This is a genomic window from Streptomyces sp. G45 (genome assembly GCF_049542095.1).
Lineage (GTDB): Bacteria > Actinomycetota > Actinomycetes > Streptomycetales > Streptomycetaceae > Streptomyces.
In genome coordinates this window covers 4,571,238-4,587,234 of record NZ_JBMUZU010000001.1, presented here as the reverse complement: position 1 = coordinate 4,587,234, position 15,997 = coordinate 4,571,238, and the positions used below count along the sequence as shown (strand labels likewise).

Below are 15,997 nucleotides of genomic sequence, written 5' to 3'. Positions count from 1 at the left end.
GGACGCGGACCGGACGGACGCGGACCGGAAGCGGAAGCACGCGGAACGGAAGAGCGCAGACCGGAAGCGGAAGCACGCGGACCGGGAGCACCCGGACCGGAAGGGGAAGGGGAACGTGGTCTCCACACGCAAGAACCAGAACCGGCTCACCCGCGCCGAGCGGCGCAGGTTCGTCGACGCCGTGCTGCGCCTGAAGCGCCGCGGCGAGTACGACGAATTCGTCCGCATCCACATCGACTTCTACGTCGCCGACGGCGAGCGCGGCCTGCGGGTCGCCCACATGGCGCCGTCGTTCTTCCCGTGGCACCGCCGCTTCCTGCTCGACTTCGAGCGGGCCCTCCAGCGCGTCGACCCGGCGGTGACCGTGCCCTACTGGGACTGGACGCGCGACCGCAGCCCCGCCGCGTCGCTGTGGGGCGAGGACTTCATGGGCGGCGACGGGCGCTCCGGCGACCGCCAGGTGCGCACGGGCCCGTTCGCGTACCGCAACGGGCAGTGGACCATCAAGGAGAGCGTCACCGACGGCGAGTTCCTCACCCGCGCGTTCGGCAACCCCGCGAACCCGATCGACCTGCCCACCCCCGCCGACGTGGAGCGGTCCCTGAAGGAGACCCGCTACGACGTGGAGCCCTGGGACTCCACGTCACACGGCGGCTTCCGCAACACCCTGGAGGGCTGGGCGCCGGGCCGCGGCACCGACCGGTGGCGCAACCACAACCGGGTGCACCGCTGGGTCGGCGGCCACATGCTCGGCGGCGGCTCCGTGAACGACCCCGTCTTCTGGCTGAACCACGCCTTCGTCGACCTGCTGTGGACCCGCTGGCAGCGCCGCCACCCGGACGCGGCCCCCTACCTCCCGGCCCGCCCGCCGGAACTGGGCGATCCGGGGTACGAGCGCGTCGTCGCCCGCCACGAGCCGATGCCGCCGTGGCGGACGACACCGGACGAGATGACCAGCCATCGGGGGAGCTACCGGTACGAGGAGTGAGAGCGGCCGGGGGCGGGCGCGGAGAAGCCCCCGGCGATGGACTCACCGAGGGCTTCGCGAGGGGGGCGTCCGATCAGTGGCCGTACCCGGCGCCACCGCCGCCGTTGTTGACGCAGGTGTTGCCGAACGCCGGGTTCAGCACGCCGATGACGTTGATGGTGTTGCCGCAGAAGTTCACGGGCACGTTGACCGGGACCTGGATCAGGTTGCCGGAGAGCACACCGGGGGAGTTGGTGGCCTTACCCGACGCATCGGCGTCCGCCATGGCCATCCCGGAACCACCGAGCACGACGGCCCCGGCGCTGAGCGTGAGGGCGGCTGCCTTCGCGATGCGAGACATCACGTTCTCCTTCGACTTGGTAACTGCGGCCGCGTGGGTGTGGCCGCAATTCCCTAACGCCGTCACCCGTAGTGAAGTCACGGCGGTGAATTCACGAAGAGGCGTACCTGGTACGAATGTAGGAATGCGTGCGGCCGGGTGCGTGTTCGCGGGCGACGGCCGGTTTTAGCCGCGGGCGTGTGGTTTCCGCCGCGCTGCCTTATGCCGTACTGGTTCCCGTCGTGCGCCACGCGGTTTACGAGGGCCGGTATTCCGATGGCTGTTCCGGCGGGCCGGTGTTTCTGCGCTTGTCGGGTGAGAGGGAGCGCGGGGCCGTGTCCCCGTGGGAGCCCGTGCCGTTGCTGAGGGCATGACTTCAGCACGCCGACTCATGGCCGCCGTCTCCCTCGCCGCCGGTGCCGCCGCGCTCGCGGTGCCCTCGGCCCACGCGGCCGCCGACACCCACGAAGCCCCGAAGCTCAACCCCGTCACCGTCCTCGACGACCTCGGCCGGGCGCCGATCCCGGCTTCGCACCAGGACCAGCTCCCGACCGTGTCCAGCCAGCTCTCCGGCCTCAACCAGCTCAACGAGCTGAACCAGCTGCACCAGCTCACCGACCTGGTCGCCCCGGTGACGGGCCTGGTCCCCGCGGTGCAGTAGCCCCCGCGATGTGACCGGCCGCCGGGGTGCGGCCGGTCACACCAGCCGCACCCCGTGCCGGGCCAGGTAGCGGACCGGGTTGATGTCCGAGCCGTAGCCGCGGCGCCTGCGGATCTCCAGGTGCAGGTGGGGCCCGGTGGCGCGCCCGGTCCTGCCGCTGCTGCCCACGCGGGCACCGGCGCGCAGCCGCGCGCCCTGGCGTACGGAGATCCGCGACAGGTGCGCGTACAGCGCGTAGTGGCCGTCGGCCATCCGGACGGTCACGGCCTTTCCGTACGCGCCGGACCAGCGGGCGAGGACCACGACGCCCGCGCCGACGGCGTACACCGGCGTCCCCTGTGGCACGGCCAGGTCGATGCCGGTGTGGTGGCCCGCGAGCCAGTTGCCGCGGATGCCGTAGCGGGCGCTGACCCGGTAGCGGCGGCGCAGCGGCATGGTCCGTCTGCCGGGCGGGCCGAGGGGGGCGAGGGCGCGGGTGGAGGAGGGCTCGACTCGGGCGTCGGCCGCCGCGAGCAGCGACTCGAACTCCTCGTCGTAGTCGGCCACGCAGGTGTCCAGGGCCCCGTCGGGGTCAGCGAGGTCGTGGGGGTCGTGGAGGTCGTGGGGGTCGTCGAGGGCGTGGTGGGCATGGGGGTCGTGGGGGCTTGGGGGTGTGGGGGGCGTCGAGGGTGTCGTACGGATCGTCCGCGGCGGTGAACTCGTCCCGGCCGTCCCGCTGGTCCCGCCTCTCGCGGGTCGGGGGTGCCATGCCGAGCGCCCCCGAGGCCAGCAGGATCACGCCGATGCCCAGCGCGTCGCGTCGCGTGCTGCCCGCTGTCTGCGGGCCGTCTATGTGGTAGCCCATGCCCGCCAGCAGAACGGCGGCGGGCCGCCCGCGCACGCCCGGTTGCGCCAGCTGGCGTAACGCGCCCCGGGGCCCGGGGACATGGGCGGCGTACGGACTGAAGGAGGGCGCCGCGCGGTGCGGGCGGGGCGGGCCCGGACAGCAGAGGTGCGGGCGGCAACCCTGCCCGCCCGCACCTGAATCCCGCCCGGCCGCCGGTCCCGCCTTCGGGCGTCGCCGCTCAGGGCTTCTCGTCGCGGCCCTCGGCCTCCGCCTCCGCCTGCTTCGCCCGTACCTCCGGGTCCAGGGACGCCTGGCCGCTGCCGTCCACCGACGTCAGGGGGAGCGGTCGGGGATCTCGGTGGCGGCGGGGGGTTCCACCAGCCACTCCGGGTTGGCCTGCTTGTCCCACCACTTCCAGATGGCGACCGCGGCGGCGCCGAGCACGCCGAGGACGGCCAGGCGCTTGGCGAGCCGCCCCGCGCGCGCCCGGCGCTCGTGCTTGCGCGACAGGCGCTGGATCTCTTCGGCCGACACCTGGCCGCGCAGCGCGGCGAGCGCGGCGGCGCCGCGGGCGGCGGCCTCCTCGCGGACCGGGCCCGCGGCGGCCACGGCGCTCTCGATGCGGGGCTTGGAGAAGTCGGCGGCCTGCCGGGCGGCCCTGCGGGTGCGGACGGCGGCCTGCTGCGCGGCGTGGTCGACCTTCGGCGGCACGTGCGTCCGCGCCTGTTCGAGCCGCGGCGCGACATGGGCCTCGTACTGGGCGCGAGCCTGCCCGGCCGCTCCGTGGGCCGCCCCCGTCACCTTCGGCGCGAGTCGCTCGCGGGCCTCGTGCGCGTAGTGCACCGCGGCGTCCTTGGCCGTTCCGGCGTAGGGCGCCACCACGTCCGCGGCGTGACGCACGCTGTCCTTGGCCGTGCTCGTCGCGGCGCGCACGCTGTCTTTGCGGGTCACGGTTCCTCCTCCTCGGTGGCGTTATAGGTATGTCGCCTTTCCGCCCTTTCAGGGATCATGCCTGTGATGTGGGGGCACGGCATGTGCGGGCGGGCATCCGGGGCAAACGGGAGAGGGCGGTCCTCTCGCCGACGATGCCACGGTTTCCCGGCGGGGGAGCCCTTCATGCGGTCGCTCGTCCGCTACTCGTCCCGTTCCCGTCCGTGCGAGGATCGGAGCGTCACAGAGGACAACGGAAGGCAGATCGTGGCTGAGCAGCTCTATGCCACTCTCAAGACCAACCAGGGCGACATCGAGATCCGGCTCCTGCCGAACCACGCGCCCAAAACGGTCAGGAACTTCGTCGAACTCGCCAAGGGCGAGCGTGAGTGGACCCACCCCGCCACCGGCAAGAAGTCCACGGACAAGCTGTACGACGGCACGGTCTTCCACCGGGTGATCAGCGGCTTCATGATCCAGGGCGGTGACCCGCTGGGCAACGGCACCGGCGGCCCGGGCTACGAGTTCGCCGACGAGTTCCACCCGGACCTCGCCTTCACCAAGCCCTACCTGCTGGCCATGGCCAACGCGGGTCCGGGCACCAACGGCTCCCAGTTCTTCGTGACCGTCGCGCCGACCGCCTGGCTGACCGGCAAGCACACCATCTTCGGCGAGGTCACCAACGACGCCAGCAAGAAGGTCGTGGACGCCATCGCGGGCACGCAGACCAACCCGCGTACGGACCGCCCGGTCAACGACGTGGTCATCGAGACCGTCGTCGTGGAGACGCGCGAGGGCTGAGCGCCACCGGCGAGGATGCCCACAAGGGAACAAAACCGCCCCGCCCGTCCGTAGAGGAGGGCGGGGCGGCGTGTGAGAGGAGGGCGGGGCGGCGCGTCGCGGCGCATCCGCCGTGCCGCCTTCGTTCGGAGATTGAGGGGACCGTGATGGACCAGGCGCCAGGCAGCCCGCAGGGGCCCAAGGACGCGCAGAGCCTGCCGTGCTGCTACCGCCACCCGGACCGCGAGACGGGCATCACCTGTACGCGGTGCGAGCGGCCGATCTGCCCGGAGTGCATGATCAGCGCCTCGGTCGGCTTCCAGTGCCCGGAGTGCGTGCGCGGCGGTTCCGGCACGGGCCACTCCCCGGCGGCGAGCCAGCCCCGCACGCTCGCGGGCGGCACCCTCACCCAGGACCCCCGGCTGCTCACGAAGATCATCCTGGCGGTCAACGTCCTGGTGTTCCTGGCCGTGCGGGTGCGCGGCGACAGCCTCCTGGACGACCTGGTCCTGATCGGCCAGTGGCCCCCGTATCCGTACGTGCCCACGGAGGGCGTCGCCGACGGCCAGGCGTACCGGCTGGTCACGGCGATGTTCACGCACCAGGAGATCTGGCACATCGCGTTCAACATGCTGGGTCTGTGGTGGCTCGGCGGCCCTCTGGAGGCGGCGCTCGGCCGGGCCCGCTACCTCGCGCTGTACCTGCTGTCCGGTCTCGGCGGCAGCGCCCTGACGTATCTGATCGAGGACGCGGACAAGGCCTCGCTCGGCGCGTCCGGCGCGATCTTCGGTCTGCTCGGCGCGACGGCCGTCCTGATGCGGCGGCTGAACTACGACATGCGGCCGGTCATCGCGCTCCTCGCGCTGAACCTGCTGTTCACGTTCACCTGGAGCGGCATCGCCTGGCAGGCGCACGTCGGCGGCCTGGCCGCGGGCGTCGCCATCGCGTACGGGATGGTGCACGCGCCCCGCGAGCGGCGGTCCCTGGTGCAGTGGGGCACGTGTGCGCTGGTGTTCGCCGTGATCGTGGTGGTCGTCGTGGCGCGCACGGCGCAGCTCACCTGATCCGGGCTGACCGCGTCGGTCCGGGGCGGCCCGCGTCGGTCCGGGTCCGCCTGGGTCCGCTCGGGCTGGTCCGGGTCCGCCCGGGTCCGCCCGGGTCCGCTCGGGTCGGTCCGGGTCCGCTCGGGCCGACGCGTTTTCTGGACGCCGGTGCGGCGGAACGGTCCCGGAGTTGTCCACAGTCTGTGCCCGATCTTGTGCACGATGTGGGGAACGGGTGTTCCTGGCGGTGGCGGATCGGGTTTTCCCAGGCGGGACGCGGTGTGACCGGGCGGTCGCGTGCGGTCGGCCAGTCACACCGGCGTCAACATCCCGAGAGTTATCCACAGATCTTCAGACCTTTCCCCAGGTCTGTGGATGGAAGCGCTCGCGCTGTGGATAACTCAGGCCAGGGCTTGCGCTCCGCCCTCCGAACGCCCTGCCCTCGGCGTTGAGCCGTGCGCTACTTCCACTGCGTGGAGACGCCGAAGCCCGCCGCGATGAAGCCGAACCCGACCACGATGTTCCAGTTGCCCAGCGGATCGATGGGAAGCTTGCCGTCCGTGACGTAGAAGACCACGATCCAGGCGAGGCCGATCAGGAACAACGCCAGCATCACGGGAGCCACCCAGCTACGGCTGGTCAGCTTGATGTTGGTCGCCTTCTTGGACGACGGCGGCGTGTAGTCGTCTGCCTTCTTGCGGATACGTGACTTCGGCACGAGGGTCTCTCCTGTCGATGCGCTGCGTGGCCGCGCAGGTAACTGGGTCAGGCCGCCTGGGCGGGACGCTCCGTCGCTACAGCGCGCGAAGTCTTCCCCGGGCGTCCGTTAGCGTAGTGCTTCCGCGGCGGTGAAGGAGTAAGGGTACGTTGAGCAATTCTGCCGACTTCCCAGCGGGTACGGGCCCACGGCGCCGCCGGTGGCCGCTGCGCGTGCTGACCGCCGCCGTCTTCGCCCTCGCCGGGCTGATCTTCATGACCAGCTTCAACACCGCCAAGGGCACCAACATCCGCACCGACGCCTCCCTGCTCAAGCTCTCCGACCTCATCCAGGAGCGCAGCCGCAAGAACAAGGACCTCGACGAGTCCAACGGCTCCCTGCGCGACGACGTGGAGTCCCTCACCCAGCGCGACCACCCCGGCACCAAGGCCGACGAGGCCCGGCTGCGCGCCCTGGAGCGGAACGCGGGCACCAAGAAGCTGACCGGCGAGGCCGTCACGGTCACCCTCACCGACGCCCCGCCCGACGCCACCGCCAAGCTCCCCGGCTACCCCGAGCCCCAGCCCAACGACCTGGTCATCCACCAGCAGGACCTCCAGGCCGTGGTGAACGCCCTGTGGCAGGGCGGCGCCGAGGGCATCCGGGTCATGGACCAGCGCCTGATCTCCACCAGTGCGGTGCGCTGCGTCGGCAACACCCTGATCCTCCAGGGCCGCGTCTACTCACCGCCGTACAAGGTGACCGCCGTCGGCGACCCCGACAAGCTCAAGGACGCCCTCGCCGCCTCCCCCGAGATCCAGAACTACATGCTGTACGTCAACGCCTACGGGCTCGGCTGGAAAGTCGACGACGACGGAGCGGTGACTCTTCCCGGCTACTCGGGCACAGTGGATCTCCACTACGCGAAGCCCCTGGAGTAGCCCTCGCTCGGGAGGTCCCTGTGGTGTCGGTCCGCGTGCTGCTGAGGACGTTCAGCGAACTGTGCCTCACCGTCGGCACCGTGATCGTGCTCTTCGTGGTGTACGTGATGTTCTGGACCGGCGTGAAGGCCGACCGCGCGATGGAGCAGCAGATCGACCGCCTCCAGGACAAGTGGGCCTCCGGATCCCTGACCGCCGGTACGGACGACAAGGTCGGCGGCACGCGCGGTGACGGCGGCGGCGCGGCCGCACCCCCCAGGCCCGCCCCCTACGAGGACGGCGAACCCTTCGCCGTCATGTACGTTCCCCGCTTTGGTTTCACGTGGAACAAGCCCGTGCTCCAGGGCACTGCCACCGGCACCCTGAAGAAGGGCCTCGGCCACTACGCCCGCACCGCCCAGCTCGGCCAGCGCGGCAACTTCGCCGTCGCCGGGCACCGCCGCACCTACGGCGACCCGTTCAAGGACTTCCCCGAGCTGCGCCGCGGCGACGCGGTCGTCCTCACCGACGGCACCACCTGGTTCACGTACCGCATCACCAGGAAGCCGTACAAAACCCTCCCCACCGACACCGGCGTCATCGACCCCGTCCCCCGCAAGTCCGGCTTCCGGAAACCCGGCCGCTATCTCACCCTCACCACCTGCGAACCCGAGTGGGGCCACAGCCACCGGCTGATCGCCTGGGCCCATCTGGACGCCACCCAGCCCGTGGAGGCAGGCAAACCGAAGGCCCTGCGCCGTTAGTCTGGTGCCGTACGGCGACGGAAGGGACGGCATGTACGGCTGGATCTGGCGGCATCTGCCGGGGAACGCATGGGTGAAGGCGCTGCTCTCGCTGGTGCTGTTCCTCGTGGTCGTCTACGTGCTCTTCCAGTACGTCTTCCCCTGGGCCGAGCCGCTTCTTCCCTTCAACGACGTGACGGTGGACAACTAGTGGGCGCGCGCATTCTCGTCGTCGACAACTACGACAGCTTCGTCTTCAACCTCGTCCAGTACCTGTACCAGCTGGGCGCCGAGTGCGAGGTGCTCCGCAACGACGAGGTCGAGCTGAGGCACGCACAGGACGGCTTCGACGGCGTCCTCCTCTCGCCGGGGCCCGGCGCCCCCGAGCAGGCCGGGGTCTGCGTCGACATGGTGCGCCACTGCGCCGCGACCGGCGTGCCCGTGTTCGGGGTGTGCCTGGGCATGCAGTCCCTGCAGGTCGCGTACGGCGGTGTGGTCGACCGCGCCCCGGAGCTGCTGCACGGCAAGACCTCGCCGGTCACCCACGAGGGCAAGGGCGTCTTCGCGGGCCTGCCGTCGCCGTTCACCGCGACCCGCTACCACTCGCTCGCCGCCGAGCCCGGCACCGTCCCCGCCGACCTCGAGGTCACCGCCCGCACCCACGACGGCATCATCATGGGCCTGCGCCACCGCGAACTGCCCGTCGAGGGCGTGCAGTTCCACCCGGAGTCGGTGCTCACCGAGCACGGCCACCGGATGCTCGCCAACTGGCTCGCCGAGTGCGGCGACCCGGGGGCCGTCGCACGATCGAGCGGGCTGGCCCCGGTGGTGGGCAGGGCCACGGCGTGACCGTGGTCGGCGGTGCCTCCGGGAGGGAGGGGAGCATCCGTCGCCGTGGTTCCGCGCGGGCGCGCCGCCGGGCCCGACCCCGGAGGACGTGCCGTCGGCTCCGGCTCAGGGGGGTGAGCCTCCGGGCCCGTCCCAGGAGGGCGCGCCTCCGGGCGCGGGGCGCGTCTCCTCGTACGCGTACGAGGACGCGTACGAGGACGCCGACGACGAGACCATCGCCCTGCGGACGGCGGACACCCGTCGAATAGCGGGCCTGCCCCCGGACCCGGGCCGCCGGGAGGGCGCCCCGCCGGGCGAGGGCCGGGCCGCGCGGCGCAAGGCCGCCAAGCACAGGGGGCCCCGGCGGGGAAAGCCCCCGGCCAAGGCGCCCGCCGAAGCGGCGCCGGGACGCCCGCTGACCCGGCTGGAGGCGCGCCGCGCCGAGCGGGCCCGCCGACCGAGCCCGGCGACGATCGCGAGCCGCGCCGTGGGCGAACTGTTCATCACCGTGGGCGTCCTGATGCTCCTCTTCGTCACCTACCAGCTGTGGTGGACGAACATACGGGCCCAGCAGCAGGCCAACGAAGCCGCCCGGGACCTGCAGGAGGACTGGGCGAACGGCAAGGGCAAGCCCGGCGCCTTCGAGCCGGGGCAGGGCTTCGCGCTCCTGCACATCCCGAAGCTCGACGTGGTCACACCGGTCGCCGAGGGCATCGACAAGCACAAGGTCCTCGACCGGGGCATGGTCGGCCACTACAACGAGGGCGGCACCAAGACCCCGATGCCCGACGCGAACCCCGGGAACTTCGCGGTCGCCGGACACCGCAACACGCACGGCGAGCCGTTCCGTTACATCAACCGGCTCAAGCCGGGCGACCCCATCGTGGTCGAGACCCAGGACCGGTACTTCGTCTACAAGATGGCGAGCATCCTCCCCCAGACCAGCCCCGGCAACACGGCGGTCCTCGACCCCGTCCCACCCGGCTCGGGCTTCACCAAACCGGGCCGCTACATCACACTGACCACCTGTACCCCCGAGTTCACGAGTAAGTACCGCATGATCGTGTGGGGCAAGATGGTCGAAGACCGGCCACGCGCGCAGGGAAAACCAGCCGCGCTGGTCGACTAGGCGGCGAGACAGCCGGGGCACGAGACAGACGGGGCAGGTGCAGTGGCAGCCACCACCGAAGAGGACGAGCAGGAGCGGGCCGAGAAGTCCGCGCCCGCGCCCGCGCGACGCCCACGAGGGCGCGGCCGAGGGAAGATCGCCATGGCCGTCAGCGTCTTCGGTGAACTCCTCATCACCGCGGGCCTGGTGCTCGGCCTGTTCGTCGTCTACTCGCTGTGGTGGACCAATGTGATAGCGGACCGCGAGGCCAAGAAGCAGGGCGACGCGGTGCGCGACCACTGGGCCGACGGCCCCGGCGCCCTGAACACCCGGGACGGCATCGGCTTCCTGCACGTACCGTCGATGAGCGGCGGCGAGATCCTGGTCAAGAAGGGCACCGACCCCAAGACCCTCAACGACGGCATCGCCGGGTACTACACGGAGCCGGTCAAGTCCGCGCTGCCGCAGGACGAGAAGGGCAACTTCTCGCTGGCCGCGCACCGCGACGGGCACGGCGCGAAGTTCCACAGGATCGACAAGATCGACGAGGGCGACCCGATCGTCTTCGAGTCCCGCGACAAGTGGTACGTGTACAAGGTCTACAAGACCCTCCCCGAGACCTCGAAGTACAACGTCCGCGTCCTCGACCCCATCCCCAAGCAGTCGGGCGTGAAGCAGCCCGGCCGCTACATCACCCTGACGACCTGCACGCCGGTCTACACCTCCACGTACCGGTATGTGGTGTGGGGCAAGCTGGAGCGGGTGGAGAAGGTCGACAGCAAGCGGACACCGCCGCCCGAACTGCGGTGACCGGCGGGCCGGTCGCCGGTCACCGGTGCGCGCCAGGGCCCTGACGCTGGCGCGCACCCGGTTTACGAAGCCCATGAGGATCCCGGCGCCCGCGTTACGAAGCCCCTGAGGCTCCCGGCGCCCGCGCGAGCCCCGGAGGCTTCCCGCGCACACGAGGGCCCCGGCACCATCCCTGGTGCCGGGGCCCTCGTCTGTCGCCTCGCGCCGGACGGCGCTCCGGTCGCGCCGGGCGTCAGTCCCGGCTGTGGCGGCCGAAGCCGGTGGCGCCCTCGATGAAGCCGCCGCCTCCGTTGTCACCGCCGCCCTGGTCGCCGCCGCCCGGGGTGCCGCCCCCGCCGCCGACGGTCGTCAGGTTGATCGCGGTGCCGGTCTTGACCTTCTGGCCGACGTTCGGAACGGAGAGGACCACCCGGGCGTCGTCGTCCTGCGGCCCGGTGATGTTGCCGACCGTCAGATCGGCGTCCTCGATGAGGTCACGGGCCTCGGACAGCGTCCGACCGGCGACGGCCGGGACGGAGACCTCTTCCTCCTCTTCCTCCTCGGGCTTCTTGGCGACCTGGACGGTCACCGTGGAGTTCGGGTCCACCTTCGTGTTCGCGGCGGGCGTGGTCGCGATGACCTTGCCCTCCTCGACGCTGTCGCTCTCCACGTCCTGCCGCACGGCGACGAGGTTGTTGGCCTCGATCTGGCTCTTCGCGTCGTCCCAGGACTTGCCGGTGACGTCCGGGACGGTGTACTGGACCTTCTTCTTGGCGACCGTCAGCGTGATCGTCGAGCCCCGCTCCACCTCGGTCTCGCCCGAGGGGTCCTGGCTGATCACGACGTTCGGGTTCTGGTCGGACTCCTGCGTCTTCTTGTCGACGCTGAAGCCCTTGTCCTCCAGCTTGCTCTTCGCCGTGGAGTACTGGAGGCCCTCGACGTCCGGGACGGTGACCTTCGGCGCGCCCGTCGACACGACCACGTTGATCGTGTCGCCCTTCTCGACCTTGGTCCCCTCGGTCGGGTCCTGCGAGCAGATCTTCCCCGCGGGGAACTTCTCGCACGGCTCGCGCTTGGAGACCGCGATCTCCAGGTCGACGTTCTTCGCCGAGCGCTGGGCCTCCTTCAGCGTCTCGCCGACGAAATTGGGTGCCTTCTTGTCGTCGGACCCGGCGTCGCCGCTGAACGCCCACTTGCCGATCAGGATCGCCCCGACCAGGACCAGGACACCCGCGACGACCAGGAGGATCGTCGACGTGTTGCTCTTCTTCTGGCGGCCGCGGCGGCCGTTCTCGTCGTAGCCGTACCCGCCGTCGTCCGGGTTGACCGGGGGCAGCATCGACGTCTGGGCCTGGCCGGGGGCGCCGTTCTGCGGGCGCAGCATGGCCGTGGCCTGGTCGTCGGGGTGGCCGCCGTAGCCGACGGCGCCCATCGCGGCGGTCGCGGCGACGGGCTGGCCGTCGAGGCAGGCCTCGATGTCGGCGCGCATCTCGTCCGCCGACTGGTAGCGGTAGTCCGGGTCCTTGGTGAGCGCCTTGAGGACGATCGCGTCCATCTCGGGCGTGATCTCGTTGTCGAAGACGCTCGGCGCCTGCGGCTCCTCCCGCACGTGCTGGTAGGCGACCGCGACCGGCGAGTCACCCACGAACGGCGGGCGGACGGTGAGGAGTTCGTACAGCAGACAGCCCGTGGAGTACAGGTCGCTCCGGGCGTCGACCTGCTCGCCCTTGGCCTGCTCCGGCGACAGGTACTGCGCGGTGCCGATCACGGCGGCCGTCTGCGTCATCGTCATGCCGGACTCGCCCATGGCGCGGGCGATGCCGAAGTCCATGACCTTGACCTGGCCGTTGCGCGTCAGCATGACGTTCGCGGGCTTGATGTCGCGGTGGACGATGCCGTTGCGGTGCGAGTACTCCAGGGCCTGGAGGATGCCGATGGTCATCTCCATGGCCCGCTCGGGCAGCAGCTTCCGCCCGGAGTGCAGCAGCTCCCGCAGCGTGGAGCCGTCGACGTACTCCATGACGATGTACGGGATGGAGACCCCGTCGACGTAGTCCTCGCCGGTGTCGTAGACCGCGACGATCGCGGGATGGTTGAGCGAGGCGGCCGACTGGGCCTCACGGCGGAACCGGGCCTGGAACGACGGATCACGCGCGAGGTCCACCCGCAGCGTCTTCACCGCCACGGTGCGGCCGAGGCGGGTGTCGTGCGCGAGGTAGACCTCCGCCATGCCACCGCGGCCGAGCACCTGGCCCAGCTCGTACCGGCCGCCGAGGCGACGCGGCTCTTCCATAGCTAATCCAGCCCTCTCCGTCGGTCCCGACCGCACCGTGTTGCGCGGTCCGGCGGTGTGCTGTCCGGGCATACCGTACCCGGCTCGGCTAACGTGACCCGGCCGCAACCGTCACCCGATACAGGACCGGTATCGCAACGTGCACCGATGAGGAGTGGCCGTGACATGGGTCACTTCTTGCTGTCGAGAACCGCCTTCATCACGTCCCTCGCGATCGGCGCCGCCAGACCGCCACCGGAGATGTCGTCACGGCTCGCGCTGCTGTCCTCGACCACCACGGCGACCGCCACCGGGGAACCCGAGTCGGTCTTCGCGTAGCTGATGAACCAGGCGTACGGGTTCTTGCTGTTGTTGAGACCGTGCTGCGCGGTACCGGTCTTGCCGCCCACGGTGACGCCCGGGATCTTGGCCCTGGTTCCCGTGCCCTCCTCGACCACGGTCTCCATCATCTCCTGGAGCTTCTGCGCGTTCTCCTTGGACAGCGGCTCGCTCATCTCCTTCGGCGAGTGCTTCTCCACCACGTCCAGGTTCGGCGCCTGGAGCTCGCTGACCATGTACGGCTCCATGAGCTTGCCGTCGTTGGCGATCGCGGAGGTCACCATCGCCATCTGCAGCGGCGTCGCGGCCGTCTCGAACTGGCCGATGGACGACAGCGCCGTCTGCGGCTTGTCCATCTCCTTCGGGAAGTTCGACGCGTTGGAGCGGACCGGGATGAACTGCTCCTCGTTGAAGCCGAACTTCTCCGCCGTCTCCAGCATCTTGTCCTTGCCGAGGTCCGAGCCGATCTTGCCGAAGACCGTGTTGCACGACACCCGCAGCGCCTGCCGCAGCGAGGCGTTCTTGCAGGGGATGTTGCCCTCGTTCTTCAGCTCGGTGCGGGTGTTCGGCATGGTCCACGGAAGCGGGGAGTCCGTCTTGCCGTCGATGTCCGTGTACAGGCCGTGCTCCATCGCCGCCGCGGCCGTGACGACCTTGAACGTCGAGCCCGGCGGATAGGTCTCGCGCAGCGCCCGGTTCACCATCGGCTTGTCCGGGTCCTTGTCGAGCTTCTGGAAGACCTCGGCTTCCTTGTTGGTGTTGCCCGCGAAGCGCGACGGGTCGTACGACGGGGTCGACGCCAGCGCCAGGATCGCGCCGGTGCTCGGGTCGATCGCCGCGACGGCGCCCTTGCCGAGGCCCTTCAGACCGTTGTACGCGGCCTTCTGCGCGGCCGCGTTCAGCGTCGTGACGACGTTGCCACCCTCCTTCTTCTTGCCGGTCAGCATGTCGAGGCTGCGGCGGAAGAAGAGCCGGTCGTCGTTGCCGGTGAGGATGCGGTCCTCGATCGACTCGATCTGCGTGGCACCGATGCGCTGCGAGGCGAAGCCGGTGACCGGCGACCACATCGGGCCGTTCTTGTACGTGCGCTTGTACTTGAAGTCGTCGCCGTCGACCTTCTTCGAGCCGGTGATCGACTTGCCGTCCACGATGATGTTGCCGCGCGGCTGCGCGTACCGCTCGATGGGCACCCGGCGGTTCATGTCGTGCTCGGCGAGGTGGTCGGCCTTCACGTACTGGAGCCAGTTGTCACGGATGAGCAGCGCCAGGACGAGCAGCCCGCAGAAGATCGCGATGCGGCGCAGGGGCTTGTTCACGGCCGTACCACCTGGGTCATCTCGGCGTCGGGGTTCGGAGCGGGCGAGGGCGCCGGGCGGCGCGCGGTGTCGCTGATGCGCAGCAGGATGCCCACCAGCGCCCAGTTCGCGATCACCGACGAACCGCCGTACGCGATGAACGGCATCGTCATACCGGTCAGCGGGATCAGGCCCATCACACCACCGGCGACGACGAACACCTGGAGCGCGAACGCCCCGGACAGGCCGATCGCCAGCAGCTTGCCGAACGGGTCGCGGGCCGCGAGCGCCGTGCGCACCCCGCGCTCCACGATCAGCCCGTACACGAGCAGCAGCGCCATGATCCCGGCCAGGCCCAGCTCCTCGCCGTACGTCGCGAGGATGAAGTCGGAGTTGGCGGCGAAGCCGATCAGGTCGGAGTGGCCCTGGCCGAGCCCCGTGCCCATCACGCCGCCGGAGCCGAACGCCATCAGGGACTGGGCGATCTGGTCCGTGCCCGTCCGCGCGATGACCTCCTGCGAGAACGGGTCCAGCCAGGCGTCCACACGCACCTTGACGTGCGACTCGAACGACGCCACCGTCACGGCGCCCACGGCCGACATCAGCAGACCGAACACGATCCAGCTGGTGCGCTCCGTGGCCACGTACAGCATCACCACGAACATGCCGAAGAACAGCAGCGACGTACCCAGGTCGGTCTCGAAGACCAGGATCAGGATGGACATCGCCCACACGGCCAGGATCGGACCGAGGTCACGGCCACGCGGCAGATACAGGCCCATGAAGCGGCGGCTGGCCAGCGCGAGCGCGTCCCGCTTCACCATCAGATAGCCCGCGAAGAACACCGCGATCACGATCTTCGCGAACTCGCCCGGCTGGATGGAGAACCCGCCGACCTGGATCCAGATCTTCGCGCCATAGATGTTCTTCCCCAGGCCCGGCACCAGCGGCAGCAGCAGCAGGAAGATCGCCGCGACCATCGAGATGTACGTGTACCGCTGCAGGACGCGGTGGTCCTTCAGGAACAGCATGACCACGACGAACAGCGCGATGCCCACCGCCGTGTACAGCAGCTGCTTGGGCGCGGACGGGCTGAACGCCCCGAACTGGATCTTCGCCAGGTCCTGGAGCCGCTCCGACTGGTCGAGCCGCCAGATCACCACCAGGCCCAGGCCGTTGAGCAGCGTCGCCAGCGGCAGCAGCAGCGGATCGGCGTACGGCGCGAACTTGCGCACCACCAGGTGCGCGACCCCCGCGAGCAGACCGAGCCCCAGGCCGTAGCCGAGCATGCCCGGGGGCAGCTCGCCGGAGATGGCCAGGCCCACGTTCATGTACGCGAACAGCGGGATGACGACGGCGAACACCAGGAGCGCCAGCTCGGTGTTGCGCCGACTCGGCGCGCCGATGGCGCCGATCGTCGACGTGTGTGTGGTGCTACTACTGCTCATGGCGTACGAGG

Annotated in this window: 17 protein-coding genes and 1 pseudogene; 10 read left to right on the top strand and 8 right to left on the bottom strand. The window is 70.4% G+C overall.

Annotated elements, in window-relative coordinates:
* Positions 1-115 precede the first annotated feature (115 nt).
* Positions 116-988, top strand: coding sequence for a tyrosinase family protein (locus ACOBQU_RS19045; protein ID WP_423628549.1), 873 nt, complete (start codon positions 116-118; stop codon positions 986-988).
* Between the two features lie 73 nt (positions 989-1,061).
* Here the strand turns inward: ACOBQU_RS19045 and ACOBQU_RS19040 are convergent, their stop codons facing one another.
* On the bottom strand, positions 1,062-1,328 hold the full coding sequence (locus tag ACOBQU_RS19040; RefSeq protein ID WP_423628547.1) for a chaplin: 267 nt from the start codon (positions 1,326-1,328) through the stop codon (positions 1,062-1,064).
* 349 nt (positions 1,329-1,677) lie between these two features.
* On the opposite strand from ACOBQU_RS19040, the gene ACOBQU_RS19035 reads away from it, so the two are divergent.
* Positions 1,678-1,968: a hypothetical protein gene (locus tag ACOBQU_RS19035; RefSeq protein ID WP_423628545.1), complete on the top strand. Its 291-nt coding sequence runs from the start codon at positions 1,678-1,680 to the stop codon at positions 1,966-1,968.
* 36 nt (positions 1,969-2,004) lie between these two features.
* Here the strand turns inward: ACOBQU_RS19035 and ACOBQU_RS19030 are convergent, their stop codons facing one another.
* The 3 genes and pseudogenes from ACOBQU_RS19030 to ACOBQU_RS19020 all read right to left on the bottom strand — a co-directional run bounded on the left by ACOBQU_RS19030 (position 2,005) and on the right by ACOBQU_RS19020 (position 3,745).
* Positions 2,005-2,514 (bottom strand): M23 family metallopeptidase, encoded by a 510-nt coding sequence (locus tag ACOBQU_RS19030; protein WP_423628543.1) that lies wholly within the window; start codon positions 2,512-2,514, stop codon positions 2,005-2,007.
* Positions 2,515-2,539: 25 nt separating this feature from the next.
* Positions 2,540-2,812, bottom strand: a complete 273-nt coding sequence (locus ACOBQU_RS19025) for a hypothetical protein (protein ID WP_423628541.1) — start codon at positions 2,810-2,812, stop codon at positions 2,540-2,542.
* Positions 2,813-3,032: 220 nt separating this feature from the next.
* Positions 3,033-3,745, bottom strand: a pseudogene (locus tag ACOBQU_RS19020) (DUF5324 family protein).
* 246 nt (positions 3,746-3,991) lie between these two features.
* Here ACOBQU_RS19020 and ACOBQU_RS19015 point away from each other — a divergent pair.
* Together ACOBQU_RS19015 and ACOBQU_RS19010 are read left to right on the top strand one after the other, a co-directional pair.
* Positions 3,992-4,525 (top strand): peptidylprolyl isomerase, encoded by a 534-nt coding sequence (locus ACOBQU_RS19015; protein WP_423628539.1) that lies wholly within the window; start codon positions 3,992-3,994, stop codon positions 4,523-4,525.
* A 146-nt stretch (positions 4,526-4,671) separates the two neighbouring features.
* Entirely contained in the window at positions 4,672-5,568 is an 897-nt protein-coding gene (locus ACOBQU_RS19010; RefSeq protein ID WP_423628537.1) for a rhomboid family intramembrane serine protease, read from the top strand.
* Positions 5,569-6,007: 439 nt separating this feature from the next.
* Here the strand turns inward: ACOBQU_RS19010 and crgA are convergent, their stop codons facing one another.
* A complete protein-coding gene (crgA, locus tag ACOBQU_RS19005) occupies positions 6,008-6,265 on the bottom strand; it encodes a cell division protein CrgA (RefSeq protein ID WP_423628536.1) in 258 nt (85 codons plus the stop codon).
* Positions 6,266-6,414: 149 nt separating this feature from the next.
* Between crgA and ACOBQU_RS19000 the strand changes: the two genes are divergently transcribed.
* From ACOBQU_RS19000 to ACOBQU_RS18975, 6 genes are all read left to right on the top strand, one after another.
* Positions 6,415-7,185 carry a DUF881 domain-containing protein gene (locus ACOBQU_RS19000; RefSeq protein WP_423628534.1) on the top strand — a complete coding sequence of 257 codons (771 nt, stop codon included), beginning with the start codon at positions 6,415-6,417 and terminating at the stop codon, positions 7,183-7,185.
* 23 nt (positions 7,186-7,208) lie between these two features.
* Entirely contained in the window at positions 7,209-7,928 is a 720-nt protein-coding gene (locus tag ACOBQU_RS18995) for a class E sortase (protein ID WP_423634583.1), read from the top strand.
* Between the two features lie 4 nt (positions 7,929-7,932).
* Positions 7,933-8,118 carry a hypothetical protein gene (locus ACOBQU_RS18990; protein WP_423635031.1) on the top strand — a complete coding sequence of 62 codons (186 nt, stop codon included), beginning with the start codon at positions 7,933-7,935 and terminating at the stop codon, positions 8,116-8,118.
* Entirely contained in the window at positions 8,118-8,756 is a 639-nt protein-coding gene (locus ACOBQU_RS18985; protein WP_423628532.1) for an aminodeoxychorismate/anthranilate synthase component II, read from the top strand. The genes ACOBQU_RS18990 and ACOBQU_RS18985 overlap by 1 nt, the downstream gene beginning before the upstream one ends.
* An 88-nt stretch (positions 8,757-8,844) precedes the next feature.
* Positions 8,845-9,864 (top strand): class E sortase, encoded by a 1,020-nt coding sequence (locus ACOBQU_RS18980; protein ID WP_423628530.1) that lies wholly within the window; start codon positions 8,845-8,847, stop codon positions 9,862-9,864.
* A 42-nt stretch (positions 9,865-9,906) separates the two neighbouring features.
* Complete coding sequence (locus tag ACOBQU_RS18975) at positions 9,907-10,653, top strand: class E sortase (protein WP_423628528.1); 747 nt, start codon at positions 9,907-9,909, stop codon at positions 10,651-10,653.
* Between the two features lie 232 nt (positions 10,654-10,885).
* Here the strand turns inward: ACOBQU_RS18975 and pknB are convergent, their stop codons facing one another.
* The 3 genes from pknB to ACOBQU_RS18960 form a co-directional block, all read right to left on the bottom strand.
* The gene (gene pknB, locus ACOBQU_RS18970; RefSeq protein WP_423628526.1) at positions 10,886-12,925 is read right to left on the bottom strand and encodes a Stk1 family PASTA domain-containing Ser/Thr kinase; all 2,040 of its coding nucleotides are present in this window, start codon (positions 12,923-12,925) and stop codon (positions 10,886-10,888) included.
* 170 nt (positions 12,926-13,095) lie between these two features.
* Positions 13,096-14,559, bottom strand: coding sequence for a peptidoglycan D,D-transpeptidase FtsI family protein (locus ACOBQU_RS18965; protein WP_423628523.1), 1,464 nt, complete (start codon positions 14,557-14,559; stop codon positions 13,096-13,098).
* Positions 14,556-15,986, bottom strand: a complete 1,431-nt coding sequence (locus ACOBQU_RS18960) for an FtsW/RodA/SpoVE family cell cycle protein (RefSeq protein ID WP_423628521.1) — start codon at positions 15,984-15,986, stop codon at positions 14,556-14,558. Before ACOBQU_RS18960 ends, ACOBQU_RS18965 begins: the two co-directional genes overlap by 4 nt.
* Positions 15,987-15,997: the final 11 nt, after the last annotated feature.